This is a genomic window from Burkholderia seminalis DSM 23518 (assembly GCF_902832885.1).
GTDB classification, from domain to species: domain Bacteria; phylum Pseudomonadota; class Gammaproteobacteria; order Burkholderiales; family Burkholderiaceae; genus Burkholderia; species Burkholderia seminalis.
Window position 1 is genome coordinate 166,130 of the sequence record NZ_CADFDK010000014.1, and the last position, 17,541, is coordinate 183,670.

A 17,541-nucleotide genomic window follows, 5' to 3' on the forward strand; every position below is an offset into this window, starting at 1 on the left:
GCGGCGACACCGGTGCCGACGGGGGCGGCAGCGCACCGGCGCGGGGCGGCCGGGCAGGGGGGCGTCCTGCCGTGGAACGGCACGCGCTTGAGCCAGAGCCGCAGCGCTTGCCAATGGATGCGGACGAGCACGCCGATCGCATTGAACGGCTGCCGCGCGAGCGCGCGCCACGCCCGCGCGGCACTCAGCGGGCCGGCCTGCATGACGAGCGCCGTCCGCAGCAGCGGACCGTCGTCGTCGCGGTAGTCGATGGCGACCAGCAGGTGGTCGCCGCGCTGACGCACGCGAAACGCATACGTCCCGGCGACGTCGCAAAACGGCGATACATGAAACGTCTTGCGGCAGACGAGGACGGTGTCGTCCCCGATCGGCGCGTGCCGCGTCGCGCTCAGCAGGTAGCCGTGGTACGCGCCGAACGTGTTGCGCACATCCGCGTACAACGCGCGGAGGCGGCCCGCGCGGTCGTAGCAGTACCAGAAGCTCACGGGGTTGAACGCATGGCCGAAGAGGCGCGGGATCGTCTGCAGCCAGATCGGGCCGTCGGCCGGAATGCCGGCTTCGGCGAGGCGGGCCCGCAGCCAGGGCGCAAGCGGCTGGCCGTCACGCGGACCGTAGTCGCGCGACGCGAGTCCGAACGGCCGCCAGCGATCGACGCCGAACCAGTGGCCGCCGATTTCGTGAAGCCGCTCGATGTCGCAGCAAACCTGGAACAGCGGATACGTGAACGCATGGTGCACGGGCCGCAGCCGCTCGTGCATCACGTGCCCGACCAGAAGCCGCGCGCCGCTGCCGTCGCTCGCGAACGGCACGTTCATGGCTTGGCCCAGGCCGGCTTCACGCCGAAATCGTCGGCCACGCGCAACGCGGATTTCAGGCCGTCCTCGTGAAAACCGTAGCCCGTCCACGCGCCCGCGAACCACGTGCGGTGCCGCCCCTGCAGCGCAGGCAGGCGATCCTGCGCGTCGACGGCGGCGAGATCGAGCAACGGATGCTCGTAGTCGTAGCGACCGAGCTGCGTGTCGGGCGCGGGCGCGTCGATCGGGTTCAGCGTGACGACGACCGGCGTGCGGAACGGCAGCGGCTGCAACTGGTTGATCAGGTAGCTCACACACACGGGCGCTGCGCCGTCGGCAGCGGGCGCCGCACGACCGCTCAGGTAGTTCCACGCCGACCACACGCGCCGGCGGCGCGGCAGCAAGGCCGTGTCGGTATGCAGCACCGCGACGTTGCGTTGATAGCGCACGGCCCCCAGCACGCCGCGTTCGGCTTCGCTGGCGTCCGCGAGCAGCCGCAGGCTCGTCGGCGCGTGGCACGCGAGCACGATGGCGTCGAACCGCTCGCCGCCGGCCGCGTCGGTCGCCACCGTGACGCCCTGTTCGTCGCGCCGAACGGTACGGACCGGCGCGTTCAGGCGGACGTCGTCGAGCGTCGCGGCGATGCGCTCGACATACTGCCGTGCACCGCCCGCGATCGTGCGCCAGGGCGGGCGGTTGTTGACCTGCAACAGCGCGTGGTTCAGGCAGAAGCGCAGGAACGTGGCGGCCGGAAACCGCAGGATGTCGCCGGCCGCGCTCGACCAGATCGCGGCCGCCATCGGCAGCAGGTAATGATGCTGGAACGGTGCGCCGTACCCGCCCGCGGCGAGCAGTTCGCCGACCGACAGCCGCTGGCGGCTCGCCGCATCGAGGTGGTCGTGCGCGGATGCATTGAAGCGCAGGATATCGCGCAGCATGCCGAGAAACGTCGGCGAAAACAGGTTGCGGCGTTGCGCGAACACGGTGTTGAGGTTGCTGCCGGCCCATTCGAGCCGGCCGCCGTCGACCGACACCGAGAACGACATGTCGCTCGGATGCGCGGCCACGCCGAGTTCGGCGAGCAGCGCGATCAGGTTCGGATAGGTCCGGTCGTTGAAGACGAGGAACCCGGTATCGACCGGGTGGCGCGCGCCGTCGAGTTCGACATCGACGGTGTGCGTGTGGCCGCCGAGGTAGCCGGCCGCCTCGAACAGCGTCACGCGGTGACGACGGGCCAGCAGGTAGGCGCTCGCCAGGCCGGCGATGCCGGCGCCGACGACGGCGATCCGCCGCCCGGGCGGCAAGGCAGTGAGGGGCTGGTGCATCGCGAAGGGTCTCCGTCAGGCGGGTCGGCGGTCTCGGGAAGGGTTGTTCGGAGATACGGAGCAAAGCGGGCGGCGGATGCGCGTGGCCCGCTTCAGTCGCGCTCGCCCGGCGAGGCGAAGCCCGGTTGACCGATCTGCCCCGGTGTTTGCGGCACGCGCCTGAAGCGCGACGTGTCGTAGCCCATCGCATCGAGCCGCGCGAGCAGCGAGCGATACGTCGCGTCGTCCATCGTCGGCTCGCGCGAGAAGATCCATCCGAGCGTCTTGCCCGGGTAGCCGAGGATCGTATGGCGGTAGTCGGGATCGACATAGAGCGTCAACTGCGTGACGTACACCGGCCAGAACAGCCGCACACGCCATTCGCCGCCCCCGCTGCCGGGCTTTGCCGTATCGACGAAGCGATAGCGTTGCTCGGGCCGGTCGAAGCCGCCCTTGCGGCCGACGAACACGTCGTCGATCCGGCCGTCCTCGCGCAGCGTCCACTCGGCACGGCTGCCCACGTAATCGCGTTCCGCGAAGTACGGGATGTTGGCGATCACGTACCAGCGGCCCATGTAGCGCGGCAGGTCGACGGGCACGCTCGACAGGGGCACGGCCGCACGCGGATTCGTGTTCGGCGCATTGCCCGAGCAGCCCGCGGCGATGGCGAGTGCAAGACCTGCCGCGAGCGCGGCGGCGAAGCGGCGGACGATCGGGGACGGCATCACACGTCTCACGCGCGTACCGGCCGCTTGTCGAACAGGTAGTGGGCGACGCCCCATTCCTGGCCGCCGGCATAGCCGAACAGCTCGGCGACCGCCATGTAGAACATGCGCCAGCGCTGGAACCAGATCCGCGCGTCGGCGCTGTAGACCGTTTCGAAAATCGGCATGATCCGGCCGCGCGCGGCGTCGAGCGACGCGAGCCAGTCGTTGGCCGTGCGAGCATAGGCGGTGCCGTCGATCCACCATTGGCGGTCGAGACGGACGTCGTCCTGGAACCGCGGCAGCAGATGGGCCGACGGCATCGTGCCGCCGGTGAAGAAATGGCGCGACATCCAGTCGGTGTCGTCGCGCACCGCGAAGTGATAGGCGAGCAGCTTGTGCGCGAAGACGTGCACGAACAGCTTGCCGTCGTCGTGCATCCAGCGCGCGATTTTCGCGAGCAATTGCCGGTAGTTCTTCATGTGCTCGAACATCTCGATCGACAGCACGCGGTCGAAACCCGCTTCGCCGGGCGCGAAATCGAAGTCGACCACGTTGCCCGTGACGATCCGCAGATTGGTCAGCCCGCGCCGGGCCGCGCATTGCTCGATGAAGTTTCGCTGACCGTGAGCATTCGACAGGCCGACGATCCGCGCGTGCGGATAGCGCTCGGCGAGCCACAGCGACAGCGACCCCCAGCCGCAGCCGAGATCCAGGATGCGCTGGCCGTCCGCGAGACCGGCCCGCTCCGCGTAAAGCGACAGCATCGCGTCCTCGGCTTGCGCGAGCGTTTCGTTGCCGAGCGGGTAATAGCCGCACGAGTATTTCAGCCGGGGGCCGAGATGGGCTTCGAAGAACGCGCCGGGCACTTCGTAATGCTGCGTGTTGGCCGCTTGCGTATCGATCGCGATGGGGCTCGCGTTCAGTTCGTGCACCAGCCGCTCGAAGGCGGCCGCGCGCCGCTCGCCGTCGAGCAGATGTTCGTCGCGCAGGCGCTGCCGCAGCAGGGCGCGCATCCCGGCGCGGATCAGCGGATCCGGCAGCCAGCCGCGTTCGCAGCAGCGGATCAGCCACGTGTCGCCGGGGGCGGGCATCCGGGCGGGCGACGGTTGCGAGGCGGTGGCGGTCATGAGCGCGTACTCCTGTCTTCGGGATGGTCGGGGCGGGCAAGGGGCGGGCACGCGGCCGGCCTGGGCGGCCACGGAACGAGGGCGCTGGTCGTGCGCATGTATTCCCGGTAGCCCGGCCGCGTTCGCACGAGATGCGCCTCGAGCAGCGGCAGGCCGGAGACCCTGAGCAGCAGCCACGCCATCAGGAACGGCGGCATCAGCGTGAGCCAGCCCCACGGCATGCCGATCGCCAGCGCCGCGTAAGCGCACCAGTGCAGGCATTCGAAGAAGTAGTTGGGGTGACGCGAATAGCGCCACCAGCCCACCCGACAGACGCCGTCGCGGCGGCCGGGGGCGGCCAGGAAGTGCTTGAGCTGCCGGTCGGCGGCGGCCTCTCCGGCCACGGCGACGAGCCAGATCGACACGGCGGCGACGGCAGCGGACCGGGACGGCGCGTCCGGACTGTATGCCGGGACGAAGAACGCGACCGACAGCACCATCGAGATCAGCGCCTGCAACTGGAACAGCCAGAACATGTTGCGCGGCGCGGCGTCGCCCCATTGCAGGCGAAATTGCCGATAGCGCCGGTCCTCGGGTTGCCGATGGTTGCGACGCCACAAGTGCCGCGCGAGCCGCAGCCCCCAGATGCCGCCGCCTGTCGCGACGAGTGCGCGGTTCAATACCGGGCCGGTGCCGAGCCCCGCGATGAACATGGCCATGCCGCCGAGCGTCACCGCCCAGACCGGGTCGATCATCCCTGCATTCCGCGAGCGCAATTGGCCGATCCACACCGCCGTGAACGACAGAAACAGTCCGACGAAAGCGAGGAGGGCAACGGCGACGGCAGGCATGCGGGCGGCTCCGGGGACGCGATATCCGTCATATACGGAGCCGAAGGCCAAACGGATGCATCGGGATGCGCCGCGACTTGCGCGCGGACGACAGGGGCGCGCACCGCGCTCTCCCGCGAAGGGCGGTTGCCCGACGCGGGGTGGCGCGGCGCCCGTTATGCCGCGTGCATGGCCCCGGTGGCGAGCACCGGACCGGTGGGTTGACCGCTCGGCGAGCCGCCGCGCGGCTCGATCGACACGGCGAGCACCGCGCGCGCGCTGAGCTGCGCGACGATCGCGGGCGGCAGCGTCATCGACGCCGGCGCGTCCGGCGTGAATACGCCGAGCGAGATCGGCTTCGCATTCGGCGGAATCAGCCAGAGCTCGGTCGAGCGATTCGCGGCGATCGTCGGCTTGTCCGCCGGTACCACGACCATCCGGGCGCGGCGCAGGTCGACCGTGGCGGTCCAGTGTGCGACGCCGTCCGCTCGTGCAATCGTGGCCACCATGTAGCTGCCCGCGACGGCGGCCGCGCGCGGCGGCGCTTCGTTCACCCGGATCAGGTTGACCGCGAGCAGTCCGAGCGCGGCCGCGCTCGCGCCGAGGCCGACCCAGCGCCATAGTCGCAGGCTGTTCCACCATCCGTCCGATGGCGCGGTGCCGTGTGCGGCCGGCGGAACGAAGAAGCCGAGGTCACGCTGGATTCGCGTCCAGACCCGGCCGGGCGGGGCGACGGGGGCGATGTCTTCCGCGAGCGGTGCGAAGCGGCGCTGCCAGCGTGCCAGCGTCGCCTGCAATAGCGGATCGCGTGCGGCGGATGCCTCGAGTGCGCGCCGCGCATCGGCGTCGAGCACGCCGAGCGCGTATTCCGCGCAGCGCAATTCGGGATCGTGATCGGCGGGCGTATTCATTGCTCGAGACATCCCTTCAGCTGCATCAGGCTGCGCCGGATCCAGCTTTTCATGGTTCCGAGCGGCACACGCAGGCGCGCGGCGAGTTCGCTGTAAGTCGCGCCGCTGAAAAAAGCCTCGCGTATTGCGCGGCCCTGAACCGGCTCCAGCCGCTCGAGGCAGCGTTCGAGGCGCTGGCGCTCCTGGCTTGCCTCCGCGAGCGCGGCGGGCGTCGGATCCTCGTCGGGGAGATCCAGCATCTGTTCGTCGTCGAGTGGCGCCTCGCGATGCTGCCGTAACCGGTCGATCGTCCTGTTGCGCGCCAGCGTGGTCAGCCACGTCATCGCACCGCCGCGTGCCGGATCGAATGCGTCGGCCCGTCGCCACACGGCCGTGTAGACCTCCTGGAGCAGATCCTCGGCTTCCCCGCGATCGTGAACCATGCGCACGATGATGCCGAACACCCGCGACGAGCTCAGCCGGTACAGCTCGGCGAAAGCCGCCTGGTCGCCGCTCGCGACCCGCGACATGACCTGGTTCAGGTGTTCGCGACGCACGGCATCGGCGTCGGTTGACGGGTCGAAGCGCTCGGCACCATCCGGCGTGTCGTTCATGCTGAAGAAATGGCGAGAATCGCCATGGCGTGAATGTCGAGCGAAATATAGCACTGCCGGATGCACTTGATCGAGCGATCGACGGCGGACCCGCTGAATGTCGCGCATGGTGGCGAACCGTATGAAGACGTTGCAACGAGATACGAACGAATCGCCCGCCGGGATGCAGACGACCGCTGCACCCGCCGCTGCTGACGCGGCAGGGTGGTTGCATGCACAATGATGCGATTTCGTGGCCGGGAGGGCTTCAATGAAGCGATCTGTTTTTCGTGCGTCCGTGCGGACGGCCGCCGTGGCCGTTGCCGGCGCGGCACTGTTGCTCGCGGGATGCGCGGGCCTCGCGGGCGGCAAGAGCGGCAACGCGCAGGTGCCGCAACCGGCCAAGGCGGTCGATCTCGATCGCTATGTGGGTAGATGGTATGAGTTCGCGCGCTATGAAAACCGTTTCGAGCGCGGTTGCGACGGCGTGACGGCCGACTATGCGAAACGCGACGACGGCCTCATCGGCGTGCGCAATACCTGTCGCGAAGGCGGGCCGGACGGCCCCGCGCGCAGTTCGGACGGAAGGGCGAGGATCGTGGCGAACAGCGGCGACGCGAAATTGAAAGTGTCGTTCTTCGGGCCGTTCTTTCTGGGCGACTACTGGATACTCGATCACGCCGACGATTATTCATGGTCGATCGTCGGCGAGCCGTCCGGGCGATTCCTGTGGATCCTGACGCGCGTCGCGAAGCCGTCGGCCGAGCAAGCCGCCGTGCTCGTCGAGCGCGTACGGACGCTCGGCTACGATACCGCGATGCTGCGCCGCACCGCGCATTGAACGGGCGGCGCCGGCCATCGGTTTGCGCGAGACGCGGCGCGCCTACGCACGGCCGAACTAGACCTGCCCGCGATTGCGTGCGTCCACGGCGACCACCGTGGGCGACTCGGCCAGCGGGACGAAGCGCCGGGTCGCGCCGTCCAGTGCGTCTATCCCGCCCGTCTCGATGTCGTACACCCACCCGTGCAGGTTCATGCGTCCTTGCTCGAGCGCGAGTGCGACGGAGGGATGGGTGCGGAGGTTGGCAAGCTGGGCGATCACGTTTTCACGCACGAGCCCGTCGAGCTTCGCGCCCGGCGTATCGTATTGATGCGCGGCGTTGATGACTTTCGCGGCGTCGGCGTGGCGCAGCCAGTTCGCGACAGCGGGCAAGTGATCGAGGCAGGTGCAACGGGAAATCGCGCCCATCGCGCCGCAATCCGAGTGGCCGCAGATCACGATGTCGCGAACACCGAGGACGGCAACCGCATATTCGACCGTGGCCGACACGCCGCCGGGTTCAGGCCCGTACGACGGCACGATATTGCCCGCGTTGCGGATCACGAAGAGTTCGCCCGGTTCGCGCTGCGTGAGCAGTTCCGGCACGACGCGGCTGTCGGAGCACGTGACGAACAGTGCTTTGGGGTTCTGCGACGTGGCGAGTTGCTTGAAGAGTTCGACGCGTTGCGGGTAGACGTCGCGCTGAAAACGTAGAAAACCGTCGATGATGTCACGCATGCTTGCTCCAGGGCTTCGGATTCGATTCACCGGCGCAGCGAAGGCGGGTCGCTCGCGCGGCGGGCAATATTATGCCGATATCGGGCTCGCGTGGGTATGGTGCCCCTCCGACAAATAGGGCTGGATTCGATGTTTCGATGTCGCGTCGGCGGAGCCGGCCGGCTTCCGGGTTCGCCTGCCGCACGGCTTGCCGCGCATACGGGCGCCAATCGCGTGTTCGAGCGGGACAACTCGTCTGTTGTTTTGGGGGACGGGGCGGAAAGCGTTGAGGGCACTGGCTCGCGGAACGAGGGTGATCAAGAGTTCAACGAAATGTGATCACTTCCCGCGGCAAAATTTTGCACAATGACGGCAGCGCGGCTTTTCCGCCGCGACTCGACCCGGGCCGCCGATCGCCCGCCGACCACCGTTATCGAACCGAGCTTCGACGTGCCGCCGCCCACCGCCATGGACCAACCGAAACGCATCCTGATCGTCGAGGACGACGCCGACATCGCCGACGTGCTGAGCCTGCACCTGCGTGACGAGCGCTATGAAGTCGTGCACAGCGCGGACGGTGCCGAAGGGCTGCGCCTGCTCGAACAGGGCGGTTGGGATGCGCTGATCCTCGACCTGATGTTGCCGGGCGTCGACGGCCTCGAGATCTGCCGGCGCGCCCGCGCGATGACGCGCTACACGCCGATCATCATCACGAGCGCGCGGTCGAGCGAGGTCCACCGGATCCTCGGTCTCGAGCTCGGCGCCGACGACTACCTGGCGAAACCGTTCTCGGTGCTCGAACTCATCGCGCGCGTGAAGGCGCTGCTGCGGCGCGTCGATGCGCTCGCGCGCGATTCGCGCATCGACGCGGGCACGCTCGACGTCGGGGGGCTCGCGCTCGATCCGATCGCGCGCGAGGCGAGCGTCGACGGCGCGCGCATCGACCTCACGCCGCGCGAATTCGACCTGCTGTACTTCTTCGCGCGGCACCCGGGCAAGGTGTTTTCGCGGATGGACCTGCTCAACGCGGTGTGGGGCTACCAGCACGAAGGCTACGAACACACGGTCAACACCCACATCAACCGGCTGCGCGCGAAGATCGAGGTCGATCCGGCCGAACCCGTGCGGATCCTCACCGTGTGGGGACGGGGCTACAAGCTCGCCGCGCCGGGCCAGCGGGACGCATGATGACGCTCACGCTCACCCAGCGGCTGTCGCTCGTGTTCTCGATCCTGCTGCTCGCGTGCTCCGGCGCGTCCGCGTGGCTGCAGATCCGCGCGAACGACATGCGTGAAAAGGAAGTCGTGCAGGCGCTGTCGCGCGACCTGGCCGCGAACATCGCCAACAGTGCGCCGCTGATGGACGCGAACGGGCTGCGCCCGGACGCCGTGCGCACGCTGTTCAGCCAGTTGATGGGCGTGAACCCGAGCGTCGAGGTGTACCTGCTCGACAACGCCGGGCGCATCAAGGGCGACGATGCGCCGCCCGGCCACGTGAAGCGCGACCGTATCGATCTCGCGCCCGTGCAGCAATTCATCGCGGGCCGGCCGCTGCCGATCCTCGGCGACGACCCGCGCAGCCCGGACGCGCGCAAGGTGTTCAGCGCCGCGCCGCTGCAGCGCGCGGGGCAGCCGCCGTTGGGCTACATCTACGTGGTGCTGCTCGGCGAGGCGCACGACCGGCTTGCCGCGCGCGTCGACGCCGGCAACGTGCTGCGCACGACGCTGTGGTCGATGGCGGTGGTCGCGCTGCTCGGCTTGATCGCGGGTCTCACCGCGTTCAGTTTCATCACGCGCCCGCTGCGCCTGCTGACGGAGGCGATGCGCGGCTTCGACGCGAACGGCGCGCCCGACACGCAGCCGCCGGTGCCGCGCTCGCCGGGCCGGCGCGGCGACGACATCGTGGTGCTCGAATCCGCGTTCGCGCAGATGGCCGACCGGATCGGCGACCAGTGGCGCGCGCTGACGCGCCAGGACCAGCAGCGGCGCGAACTGATCACGAACATCTCGCACGACCTGCGTACGCCGCTGACCTCGCTGCACGGCTATCTGGAGACGCTGTCGCTGAAGGCCGACACGCTCGCCGAACCCGAGCGGCGGCGCTATTTGTCGATCGCGCTCGCGCAGAGCGCGAAGGTCGGCCGGCTCGCGCAGGCGCTGTTCGAGCTCGCGCGGCTCGAATCGGGCGGCGTGCAGGCCGAGCGCGAGCCGTTCTCGCTCGTCGATCTCGTGCAGGACGTGTTCCAGAAATTCGAGCTGACCGCGGCGTCGCGCGGCGTCGCGCTGCATGCGCGGATTCCGCCGCGCGTGCCGGTCGTGTCGGCCGATCTCGGGATGATCGAGCGCGTGCTGACCAACCTGCTCGACAACGCGCTGCGGCACACGCCGTCGCACGGCGAGGTCGAGGTCGCGCTGGAGCCGCGGGGCGACCGCGTGGTCGTGACCGTGGCGGATACCGGCGCGGGGATTCCGGCCGCGCGGCGCGAAGGGCTGTTCCAGCGGCCGCAGCGGCCGATGAGCGGCGGCACGGTGACGAGCGGCGGGCTCGGCCTGCTGATCGTGCACCGGATGCTCGCGCTCAACGGCAGCGGCATCCGGCTCGTCGACCGGGCTGGGCGCGGCGCGGTGTTCGAGTTTGCGCTGGCGGTCGCGCCGGCGGCGGCCGGCGACGCGCGCTGACCGCCGTCGGCGGCATCCGCCGTGCTTATCCGCCGCGCTTGCGCCGCACGTCGCTCGGCGTCGTGCCGGTCCAGCGCTTGAACGCGTGGCGGAACCCGACCGCATCGCTGAAGCCGAGGGTCAGCGCGATGTCCTCGGTGCTGAGCGTGGTCGTGCTGAGGTAGTCGATCGCGAGCGCCTTGCGCACGCTCGTCAGCAGCTCGCTGTACGACGTGCCTTCGGCTTCGAGCTTGCGGCGCAACGTGCGCGACGTGATGCACAAGGTGTCCGCGATCGCGTCGATGTCGGGAAACTGCCCGGGCGTGCGCGTGAGTTCCTGGTACACGCGCCGCGTGACGCCGGCCTGGCTGCGCAATGCCTCGAGCAGGCTCGCGCAGTGCGACGACACCTGCGCGGCGGTGATCGGATTCGCGAGCTGCGGCGCGCGCGCGAGCCAGGCGGCCGGATAGCTGAGCACGTGGTGCGGCTGGTCGAACGCGATCGGGCATTCGAGCGCGTCGGCCAGTGCTGCCGCGTGCGGCGGTTCCGGCTGCGCGAACTGCGCGCGCGCCGGCACGCACCACGCGCCCATCACGTCCTTGATGATCGTCACGTGCAGCGCGAACTGCATGTCGATCAGGAAACGGTACAGCGGCGCGTCGAGATCCGGCAGCGCGACTTCGTGCCGGTCCGGAAACAGCCACGACGCGGTGTCGCCCTGTTCGACCCAGCGGATCGCGAGCATGCCGTTCGCGAGGCGGTGATACTTGACCGCCGAATCGAACGCGTGCGCGAGCGATTCCGAGCACAGCATCGCGTAGCCGTACATCCCGTAGCTCGACGCGTGCAGCCGGCGGCCGACGCGCACGCCGAGATCGGTGCCGTCGTAGTGGCCGATCGCATGGCGCGCGGCTGTCAGGAACTGCAGCGGCGACGTGAGCGTGAACGGGTCCGCGACGTCGGTCGGCGTCAGGCCGGTGCCGTCGAGCACCGCGGCCGGGTCGAGGCCGGCCTGGGCGGCCACGTCGAGCAGCACGGCCAGCTTGGCCGGCGTGAAGCGCTGCTCGCGCAGCGCGTGAGCGGGCGCGGCGTCCGGCAGGCGGGCTGCGCGGGTGGCCGTCGGGTTCAAGAGCGCACTGCGCGGCATGGCGGGATCCTGCGTCCGAATCGATATCGTTTACGGCACGCAATTCTGCGCGGGAACGGTCCCATGCGCTACAGGGTTCACCCTGATACGCGCGCCGGCATGACCCGGCGCACCCGGCCTCGACCGGCGTCAGCCGGCCTGGAACACGCCGGCTTGCCATGCGAACGGCTTCGCGAGCCGGTTCCACGTGTTGATTTGCGCGACGATCAGCGTGAGTGTCGCCAGTTCGTCGCGATCGAAGTGCTCGCGTGTCGCGGCGACGAGCGCGTCGTCGATCGCGTGCTCGCTGAGCAACGTGAGCGCTTCGGCCCAGCGCAGTGCGGCCTGCTCTTTCGGGTTGTAGAGATCGGGCGTTTCGTGCCATACCGGCAGCAGGTTGTAGCGCAGCGGATCGTCGCCGGCATGGATGCCTTCCTTGATATGGCGGTCGAGACAATACGCGCAGCCGTTCAGCTGCGACACACGTGCGCGCACCAGTTCGACGAGCTTGAAGTCGTGACCGGTGTGGTTCGCGTATTCCTCGACGTTGAGCACGACGTCGAGCAGTCGGGCGGGAAGCTGTCCAAACGAGATGCGTTCAGGCATGGCGATTGACCTTTGATCGAGTGGTTGACCGAGGAGTCCGGTCTTGTTTCCGTGCACTGCCGGGATAGCTGGCAGTTACGAAGCAATCCTTATCATGAGGATGACGGGTCGACCGGCGTGACCGGGCGACGAGACGGACGTGATTCGTCGTGCGGATGCGCCGGCTTCATCGGCGGCGGTTGCGGAAGGGGGGGGCCGTCGCGAACCGGAAGCGAAGCGATCGTATCAGGCGCGGCCGGCGACCGGAATCGCCCGATCCCGTATGGTGTTCATGCCGGCAGGGCGATAGTCGGACCGCCGCATCGGGTCAGCCCTGAACGTCCGGACGAGCACGCAGGATCGCGTCGGCGAACTCGACGAATCCGCTGCCGCCGGGGCCTTGCGTGATCCATCGCGGCAGGACGGGCAAGTGCTGCAGATAGTCGACCACGGTGCTCATGCCGGCCGTGTGCGTGAAATAGCCGAACATCGGCGCGTCGTTCGTGGAATCGCCGGAATACGCGACGCACGCCGGCGCGGTGTCGGCGTCGACGCCGTAGGTGCCCGACAGCACGCGCAGCGACATCGACAGCTTGTCGTATCCGCCGATCCAGCCGATGATCCACAGATTGTTGATGGTCGCGTCCGCACCGGCCGCGACCAGCGCGTCGAGTATCCGGTCGTCCTGGCCGGAGCCCGTGCGTGCGTACGCGAGCGACGTCAGCCTGAAGTCCTGGTCGTCCGCGAGGCGTGCGGCAGGGACGGCCTTCTCCACATGCCGCGCGATACGCCGGCGTGCGTCACGCGCGTCGGCGAGCGCGTCGTCCGCGTGCCAGTAGCGGCGTTCGACGCCGTGCCCGTCCGGGCCGCGCCGAATGAAGAGTCCGCCATTCTCCGCAATCACGCCGTCGACCGGCCACATGCGCGCCATCTGGTCGCACCAGCCCGCCGGCGCGGCAGTCACGGGAATCACGCGGATGCCGTGCGCCTGCAGCCGCTCGAGGGCCGCATAGGTGTGCGCGGCCAGGCGGCCCCGATGGGTCAGGGTCTCGTCCATGTCGGTCAGCAAAAATCGAACGGACGAGAAGGTGTCGGCGGGAGCGAGGGAAAGCGGCTGCATCGTTGTGGCGAATGAAGGGCGATCGTCGATTATGAAGAAGGGCGGCGGGCGCTGCCATGCCGCTTGATGCTTTGCAATCCGCGTTGCGGAATAAACGGCTGCCCGCCGCGGCAAGCGAGGTTGTCTGGACAAGTGCGCCTGCCCGCATGTCCGTTTCGATCATCTTTTCGGCCGCCCGGATCATTTGCAAAGCGCGTCGCGCGGGCGATAGTCGCCGGTCAGGCGACGGCCCGCGTCCTTTCGGCGTGCAGGCCGCCGTGCGAACGGTGCGCCGGGTGCGCACCGTCCCCCGAGCCGAGGAGTGAGACATGACGAAGAGACACTGGACCGGGTCGTATGGCTCGATCCCCGCCGAGATCGACGCCGATCGCCACCCTTCCGTCAGCGCGCTGCTGGACGATGCGATGCGCCGCTTTGCCGATCGCCCGGCATTCCATGCGTACGGCCGCACGCTCACTTATGCCGACGTCGACCGCCTGTCGACCGCGCTGGCCGCCTATCTGCAACAGGTCGTCGGCGTGCGCAAGGGCGATCGCGTGGCCGTGATGCTGCCGAACGTGCTCGCGTTTCCGGTCGTGTTCGTCGCCGTCGCGAAGATCGGCGCGGTCCAGGTCAACGTGAACCCGCACTACACCGCGCGCGAGCTCGAGCATCAGCTCGACGACGCGGGCGTCGAGGTGGCCGTCGTCTGCGGCGGCTCGATGGGCACGTTCGCCGACGTGGTCGGCGCCACGCGTGTGCGCACCGTGCTGAGCGTGGGGCGCGGCGATCTCGGCGTCGTCGATGCGCCGGCCGGCACGTGCGACGCGCTGCCGCCCAGCTCGATCGCGCTCGCGGACGCGATTGCCGCGGGTGAAGCGCTCGCGTACGCGCCGGTCGCGCTCGGCGGCGCGGACCTGCTGCTGCTGCAATACACCGGCGGCACGACCGGCCTGTCGAAGGGCGCGGCGCTGTCGCACCGCAACCTCGTCGCGAACATCGAACAGTTCGCGGCGATCGTGCCGGCCGCGCGGGCGCCGGGCGAAGAGGTCGTCGTCACGGCGATCCCGCTGTATCACATCTTCGCGCTGACGGTGAACTTCCTGTCCTACTTCGCGATCGGCGCACAGAACTGGCTCGTCGCGAATCCGCGCGACATGGACGGGTTCATCGACGTGCTGAAGGCCGCGCGGCCGACGGTGTTCGTCGGCGTGAACACGCTGTACGCGGGGCTCGCCGGCCATCCGCGGCTGAAGGAAGTCGACTGGTCGCGGCTGAAGCTGTCGGCCGGCGGCGGCGCGGCGGTGATCGACGTGATCTCGTCGCGCTGGAAGGCCGTGACGGGCAATTTCATCCGCGAGGGTTACGGGCTGTCCGAAACGTCGCCGGTCGTGTCGTTCAACCCGCAGTCGATCGATGCCTTCACGGGCACCACGGGCCTGCCGCTGCCGTCGACCGACGTGAAGCTCCTCGACGACCAGGACCGCGAGGTGGCGATCGGCGAAGCGGGCGAGATCTGCGTGAAGGGGCCGCAGGTGATGAGCGGCTACTGGCAGAAGCCGGACGCGAACGCGGCCGCGTTCACCGCGGACGGTTATTTCCGTACCGGCGACGTCGGCGTGTTCGACGAGGCCGGCTTCCTGCGGATCGTCGACCGCAAGAAGGACATGATCATCGTGTCGGGTTTCAACGTGTACCCGAACGAAGTGGAAGCGGTCGCGACCGCGCTGCCGGGCGTCGCCGAATGCGCATGCATCGGCGTGCCGGATCCGCGCACGGGCGAGGCCGTCAAGCTGTTCGTGGTGCGCTTGCCGGATACCGACGTGAGCGAGGCACAACTCGTCGCGCATTGCCGCGCGAGCCTGGCGGCGTACAAGGTGCCGAAGATCGTCCGCTTCGTCGACCGGCTGCCGAAGTCGACGGTCGGCAAGATCCTGCGGCGGGAACTGAGCCGTATCGACTGACGGCGACGATGCGCCGCGCTGCCGCCGCGGCGCGGCCCCGCGCGCCGAAGACCGCGAGGGCCCCGAAGGCCCGGCGCGGGCCGCTCAAGTACAATGCGAGCGGTTCGACCGACGGGGACGCGATGACCGGTTCTGACTCACTTTCCGCCCGGCCCGGGCATGCGCTGCCGTCGCCGAGCGCGACGGTGCCGATCTCGCTCGTCAACGGCTTCCTGGCAAGTGCGGGCGCGCAGCGCGACGTGGTCGAGCGCTACCTGCGCGGCGCCGGCATCCCGCTCGAGCTGCTTGGCGAGCCGCATGCGCGCGTGACGGAGGAGCAGTTCTCGACGCTGTACCGCACGCTCGCGATTGACCTCGACGACGAGATGCCCGGCATCTTCTCGCGCCCGCTGCGCGGCGGCACGCTGAAGTACCTGTGCCTGAGCCTGCTCGATGCGCGCAACCTCGAAACGGCGCTGCATCGTTTCGGGCAATTCTTCCATATCCTGCTCGACGACTTCTTCGTCGAATCGAAGCGCGACGGCCTCGTCGCGCAGGTGCTGCTGCGCCCGAACGACGCGATCGGCCCGATCGGCGCGCTCGGCCAGGAACTGATGCTCAAGCTCGTGCACGGCGTGTGTTCCTGGCTGATCGGACAGAAGATCCCGCTGTTGCAGATCGAGTTCGCGTGCCCGCGGCCGCGCCACGCGGTCGAACACCTGTATTTCTTCACCGGCTCCGTGAAGTTCGACCGCGAGCGCACGCTGATGCGCTTCAGTGCCGACTACCTCGACGCACCGATCCGGCAGAGCAAGCGCAACCTGCGCAAGTTTCTCGCGCGTGCGCCCGGAGACTGGATCTTCGAAACGTTCAGCGAACAGCTCGTGTGCCATCGCGTGCGGCAGTACCTGTCGGCGGCGCTGCCCGACCTGCCCGTGATCGAGCAGGCGGCCGAGCACCTGCATTGTTCGGTGCGCACGCTGAGCCGTCACCTTGCTGCCGAAGGAACGACGTTCCAGGTGCTGAAGGACGAGTTGCGGCGCGACATCGCGATCCAGCGGCTGACGGACACGCCGGACACGATCGCGGCGATCGGCGCCGATATCGGTTTCGACGATCCGAGCGCGTTCCATCGCGCGTTCCGGCACTGGACGGGGAGCACGCCGGGGACTTACCGGCGCCAGGCCTGATACGTGCGGGGGCAGCCGGATTTCGCGGGCGGCTCCCATAACCGGCTGCCATCGGTTGGTCCCATAGCCGGCTCCCTTTATGACGTGGGCATTTGCGAAGGCAAAACGCGATTTGACTCACTGCAGCGCACCGCCACGCGCCCGAAGGGTGTCCATGCGCCGGACGGCAATCGAATCGAATATCGAACCGGCGCGGCCTCGTTTTCGTCAAGCCAAACGTGCGTTTGCGAGAATGGATGTCGAAGAAGCGTGGTGCGGACTGACCGACGGCGTCATCACCTCGTATTCGCTTTCTATGGGGACTTAATGGCGAAAGAGTGCGGCCAGATAGTGGCGCATGGCGTAGAGGTAAATGAGCAAGATGACTGCCGACACTGCGGTGGCTGCCACGCGCTGCGCCGCGGCCGATTTTGACTTGACAGGCGGTCGGGAGGCTGTCCCTTTTTTCCTGATTCGATTTGCCGCAAGCAATACTGCAGCCAATGCCCCGGCTCGAATCACTGCATCGGTCATGGTCATTTTCTATTTGCGTGATGTTTGATCGGTCGAGATGTGCGATTTGAGAGGTATGGTACACGCAGCAGCTGATTTCTCAGGTCGGGTGTACTGTCGAACGCAGGCCGAATCCCTGAAACGCCTTCCCGCCAAACCCGTGTCCAGCCGACCGTTCCCGGCCACACCTCCCCATCCCGTGGCCGGTTTTGTCACTATGTGGGCCGGATATGACAATGAGAATCGGCGACGGCGGCATTACGATGGGTCGTCACGTCGCCCGGGTCTGGCCGGTTCTGCCGTATCCGCCCGCCCGGGCGCGCCTCATTCACCGCCTGATTGGAACATCGACCATGAGCTATAACGCCCCCGTCAAGGACATGCTGTTCGTGCTGAAGGAACTCGCGGGCATCGACGCCGTCGCGCAGTTGCCGGGTTTCGAGGATGCCGGTTACGACACGGCGCAGGCCGTGCTCGAGGAGTCCGCGAAATTCTGCGGCGAGGTGCTGGCGCCGCTGAACGTCGAGGGCGACCGCCACCCGAGCAGCTGGAAGGCCGGTGTGGTGAGCGCGACGCCCGGCTTCGGCGACGCGTTCCGCCAGTTCGTCGAAGGCGGCTGGCAGGGGCTGCAGCATCCGGCCGAGTACGATGGCCAGGGGCTGCCGAAGCTGATCGCGACGCCGTGCAT

At 68.5% G+C, this 17,541-nt stretch carries 16 protein-coding genes and 2 pseudogenes; 7 read left to right on the top strand and 11 right to left on the bottom strand.

Annotated features, from left to right (window positions below; all coding sequences use genetic code 11):
• Positions 1-122: 122 nt before the first annotated feature.
• The 7 genes and pseudogenes from HWX00_RS30680 to HWX00_RS30710 all read right to left on the bottom strand — a co-directional run.
• Positions 123-815, bottom strand: a pseudogene (locus HWX00_RS30680) (DUF1365 domain-containing protein); the annotation flags it as partial.
• Positions 812-2,119 carry an NAD(P)/FAD-dependent oxidoreductase gene (locus HWX00_RS30685; protein ID WP_069707154.1) on the bottom strand — a complete coding sequence of 436 codons (1,308 nt, stop codon included), beginning with the start codon at positions 2,117-2,119 and terminating at the stop codon, positions 812-814. The gene HWX00_RS30685 and the pseudogene HWX00_RS30680, both read right to left, overlap by 4 nt.
• A gap of 92 nt (positions 2,120-2,211) precedes the next feature.
• The gene (locus tag HWX00_RS30690) at positions 2,212-2,823 is read right to left on the bottom strand and encodes a lipocalin family protein (protein WP_034190986.1); all 612 of its coding nucleotides are present in this window, start codon (positions 2,821-2,823) and stop codon (positions 2,212-2,214) included.
• Between the two features lie 8 nt (positions 2,824-2,831).
• Entirely contained in the window at positions 2,832-3,932 is a 1,101-nt protein-coding gene (locus tag HWX00_RS30695) for an SAM-dependent methyltransferase (RefSeq protein WP_175029150.1), read from the bottom strand.
• Entirely contained in the window at positions 3,929-4,762 is an 834-nt protein-coding gene (locus HWX00_RS30700; protein WP_175029151.1) for a DUF1295 domain-containing protein, read from the bottom strand. Before HWX00_RS30700 ends, HWX00_RS30695 begins: the two co-directional genes overlap by 4 nt.
• A 155-nt stretch (positions 4,763-4,917) precedes the next feature.
• On the bottom strand, positions 4,918-5,652 hold the full coding sequence (locus HWX00_RS30705) for an anti-sigma factor (protein ID WP_175029152.1): 735 nt from the start codon (positions 5,650-5,652) through the stop codon (positions 4,918-4,920).
• The gene (locus tag HWX00_RS30710; protein ID WP_175029160.1) at positions 5,649-6,245 is read right to left on the bottom strand and encodes a sigma-70 family RNA polymerase sigma factor; all 597 of its coding nucleotides are present in this window, start codon (positions 6,243-6,245) and stop codon (positions 5,649-5,651) included. Before HWX00_RS30710 ends, HWX00_RS30705 begins: the two co-directional genes overlap by 4 nt.
• Before the next feature lie 250 nt (positions 6,246-6,495).
• Here HWX00_RS30710 and HWX00_RS30715 point away from each other — a divergent pair, with 250 nt between their 5' ends.
• On the top strand, positions 6,496-7,065 hold the full coding sequence (locus tag HWX00_RS30715) for a lipocalin family protein (protein WP_175029153.1): 570 nt from the start codon (positions 6,496-6,498) through the stop codon (positions 7,063-7,065).
• Between the two features lie 57 nt (positions 7,066-7,122).
• Here HWX00_RS30715 and HWX00_RS30720 read toward each other — a convergent pair whose 3' ends face one another.
• On the bottom strand, positions 7,123-7,782 hold the full coding sequence (locus tag HWX00_RS30720) for a carbonic anhydrase (protein ID WP_034190992.1): 660 nt from the start codon (positions 7,780-7,782) through the stop codon (positions 7,123-7,125).
• Between the two features lie 447 nt (positions 7,783-8,229).
• Between HWX00_RS30720 and HWX00_RS30725 the strand changes: the two genes are divergently transcribed.
• Together HWX00_RS30725 and HWX00_RS30730 are read left to right on the top strand one after the other, a co-directional pair.
• Positions 8,230-8,949, top strand: coding sequence for a response regulator transcription factor (locus HWX00_RS30725; protein ID WP_175029154.1), 720 nt, complete (start codon positions 8,230-8,232; stop codon positions 8,947-8,949).
• On the top strand, positions 8,949-10,439 hold the full coding sequence (locus HWX00_RS30730; protein WP_175029161.1) for a sensor histidine kinase: 1,491 nt from the start codon (positions 8,949-8,951) through the stop codon (positions 10,437-10,439). The genes HWX00_RS30725 and HWX00_RS30730 overlap by 1 nt, the downstream gene beginning before the upstream one ends.
• Positions 10,440-10,464: 25 nt before the next feature.
• On the opposite strand, the gene HWX00_RS30735 is transcribed toward HWX00_RS30730, so the two are convergent.
• The 3 genes from HWX00_RS30735 to HWX00_RS30745 all read right to left on the bottom strand — a co-directional run bounded on the left by HWX00_RS30735 (position 10,465) and on the right by HWX00_RS30745 (position 13,249).
• Entirely contained in the window at positions 10,465-11,565 is a 1,101-nt protein-coding gene (locus HWX00_RS30735) for an AraC family transcriptional regulator (RefSeq protein WP_175029155.1), read from the bottom strand.
• A 129-nt stretch (positions 11,566-11,694) separates the two neighbouring features.
• On the bottom strand, positions 11,695-12,150 hold the full coding sequence (locus HWX00_RS30740) for a carboxymuconolactone decarboxylase family protein (RefSeq protein ID WP_175029156.1): 456 nt from the start codon (positions 12,148-12,150) through the stop codon (positions 11,695-11,697).
• A gap of 307 nt (positions 12,151-12,457) precedes the next feature.
• Positions 12,458-13,249, bottom strand: a complete 792-nt coding sequence (locus HWX00_RS30745) for an HAD-IIB family hydrolase (RefSeq protein ID WP_175029157.1) — start codon at positions 13,247-13,249, stop codon at positions 12,458-12,460.
• A 308-nt stretch (positions 13,250-13,557) separates the two neighbouring features.
• Here HWX00_RS30745 and HWX00_RS30750 point away from each other — a divergent pair, with 308 nt between their 5' ends.
• The 4 genes and pseudogenes from HWX00_RS30750 to HWX00_RS30765 all read left to right on the top strand — a co-directional run.
• Positions 13,558-15,192 (top strand): AMP-binding protein, encoded by a 1,635-nt coding sequence (locus tag HWX00_RS30750; protein WP_175029158.1) that lies wholly within the window; start codon positions 13,558-13,560, stop codon positions 15,190-15,192.
• A gap of 8 nt (positions 15,193-15,200) precedes the next feature.
• Positions 15,201-16,361 carry an AraC family transcriptional regulator gene (locus HWX00_RS30755; RefSeq protein WP_124670588.1) on the top strand — a complete coding sequence of 387 codons (1,161 nt, stop codon included), beginning with the start codon at positions 15,201-15,203 and terminating at the stop codon, positions 16,359-16,361.
• A gap of 352 nt (positions 16,362-16,713) precedes the next feature.
• The gene (locus HWX00_RS30760) at positions 16,714-16,902 is read left to right on the top strand and encodes a hypothetical protein (RefSeq protein WP_124609327.1); all 189 of its coding nucleotides are present in this window, start codon (positions 16,714-16,716) and stop codon (positions 16,900-16,902) included.
• Between the two features lie 304 nt (positions 16,903-17,206).
• Positions 17,207-17,541, top strand: a pseudogene (locus HWX00_RS30765) (acyl-CoA dehydrogenase N-terminal domain-containing protein); the annotation flags it as partial.

What these genes read in the sequence shown, in the direction of transcription:
- HWX00_RS30685 (WP_069707154.1), bottom strand. Translation starts at nt 2,119, where the DNA reads ATGCACCAGCCCCTCACTGCCTTGCCGCCCGGGCGGCGGATCGCCGTC.
- HWX00_RS30690 (WP_034190986.1), bottom strand. Translation starts at nt 2,823, where the DNA reads ATGCCGTCCCCGATCGTCCGCCGCTTCGCCGCCGCGCTCGCGGCAGGT.
- HWX00_RS30695 (WP_175029150.1), bottom strand. Translation starts at nt 3,932, where the DNA reads ATGACCGCCACCGCCTCGCAACCGTCGCCCGCCCGGATGCCCGCCCCC.
- HWX00_RS30700 (WP_175029151.1), bottom strand. Translation starts at nt 4,762, where the DNA reads ATGCCTGCCGTCGCCGTTGCCCTCCTCGCTTTCGTCGGACTGTTTCTG.
- HWX00_RS30705 (WP_175029152.1), bottom strand. Translation starts at nt 5,652, where the DNA reads ATGAATACGCCCGCCGATCACGATCCCGAATTGCGCTGCGCGGAATAC.
- HWX00_RS30710 (WP_175029160.1), bottom strand. Translation starts at nt 6,245, where the DNA reads ATGAACGACACGCCGGATGGTGCCGAGCGCTTCGACCCGTCAACCGAC.
- HWX00_RS30715 (WP_175029153.1), top strand. Translation starts at nt 6,496, where the DNA reads ATGAAGCGATCTGTTTTTCGTGCGTCCGTGCGGACGGCCGCCGTGGCC.
- HWX00_RS30720 (WP_034190992.1), bottom strand. Translation starts at nt 7,782, where the DNA reads ATGCGTGACATCATCGACGGTTTTCTACGTTTTCAGCGCGACGTCTAC.
- HWX00_RS30725 (WP_175029154.1), top strand. Translation starts at nt 8,230, where the DNA reads ATGGACCAACCGAAACGCATCCTGATCGTCGAGGACGACGCCGACATC.
- HWX00_RS30730 (WP_175029161.1), top strand. Translation starts at nt 8,949, where the DNA reads ATGACGCTCACGCTCACCCAGCGGCTGTCGCTCGTGTTCTCGATCCTG.
- HWX00_RS30735 (WP_175029155.1), bottom strand. Translation starts at nt 11,565, where the DNA reads ATGCCGCGCAGTGCGCTCTTGAACCCGACGGCCACCCGCGCAGCCCGC.
- HWX00_RS30740 (WP_175029156.1), bottom strand. Translation starts at nt 12,150, where the DNA reads ATGCCTGAACGCATCTCGTTTGGACAGCTTCCCGCCCGACTGCTCGAC.
- HWX00_RS30745 (WP_175029157.1), bottom strand. Translation starts at nt 13,249, where the DNA reads ATGCAGCCGCTTTCCCTCGCTCCCGCCGACACCTTCTCGTCCGTTCGA.
- HWX00_RS30750 (WP_175029158.1), top strand. Translation starts at nt 13,558, where the DNA reads ATGACGAAGAGACACTGGACCGGGTCGTATGGCTCGATCCCCGCCGAG.
- HWX00_RS30755 (WP_124670588.1), top strand. Translation starts at nt 15,201, where the DNA reads ATGCGCCGCGCTGCCGCCGCGGCGCGGCCCCGCGCGCCGAAGACCGCG.
- HWX00_RS30760 (WP_124609327.1), top strand. Translation starts at nt 16,714, where the DNA reads ATGAGCAAGATGACTGCCGACACTGCGGTGGCTGCCACGCGCTGCGCC.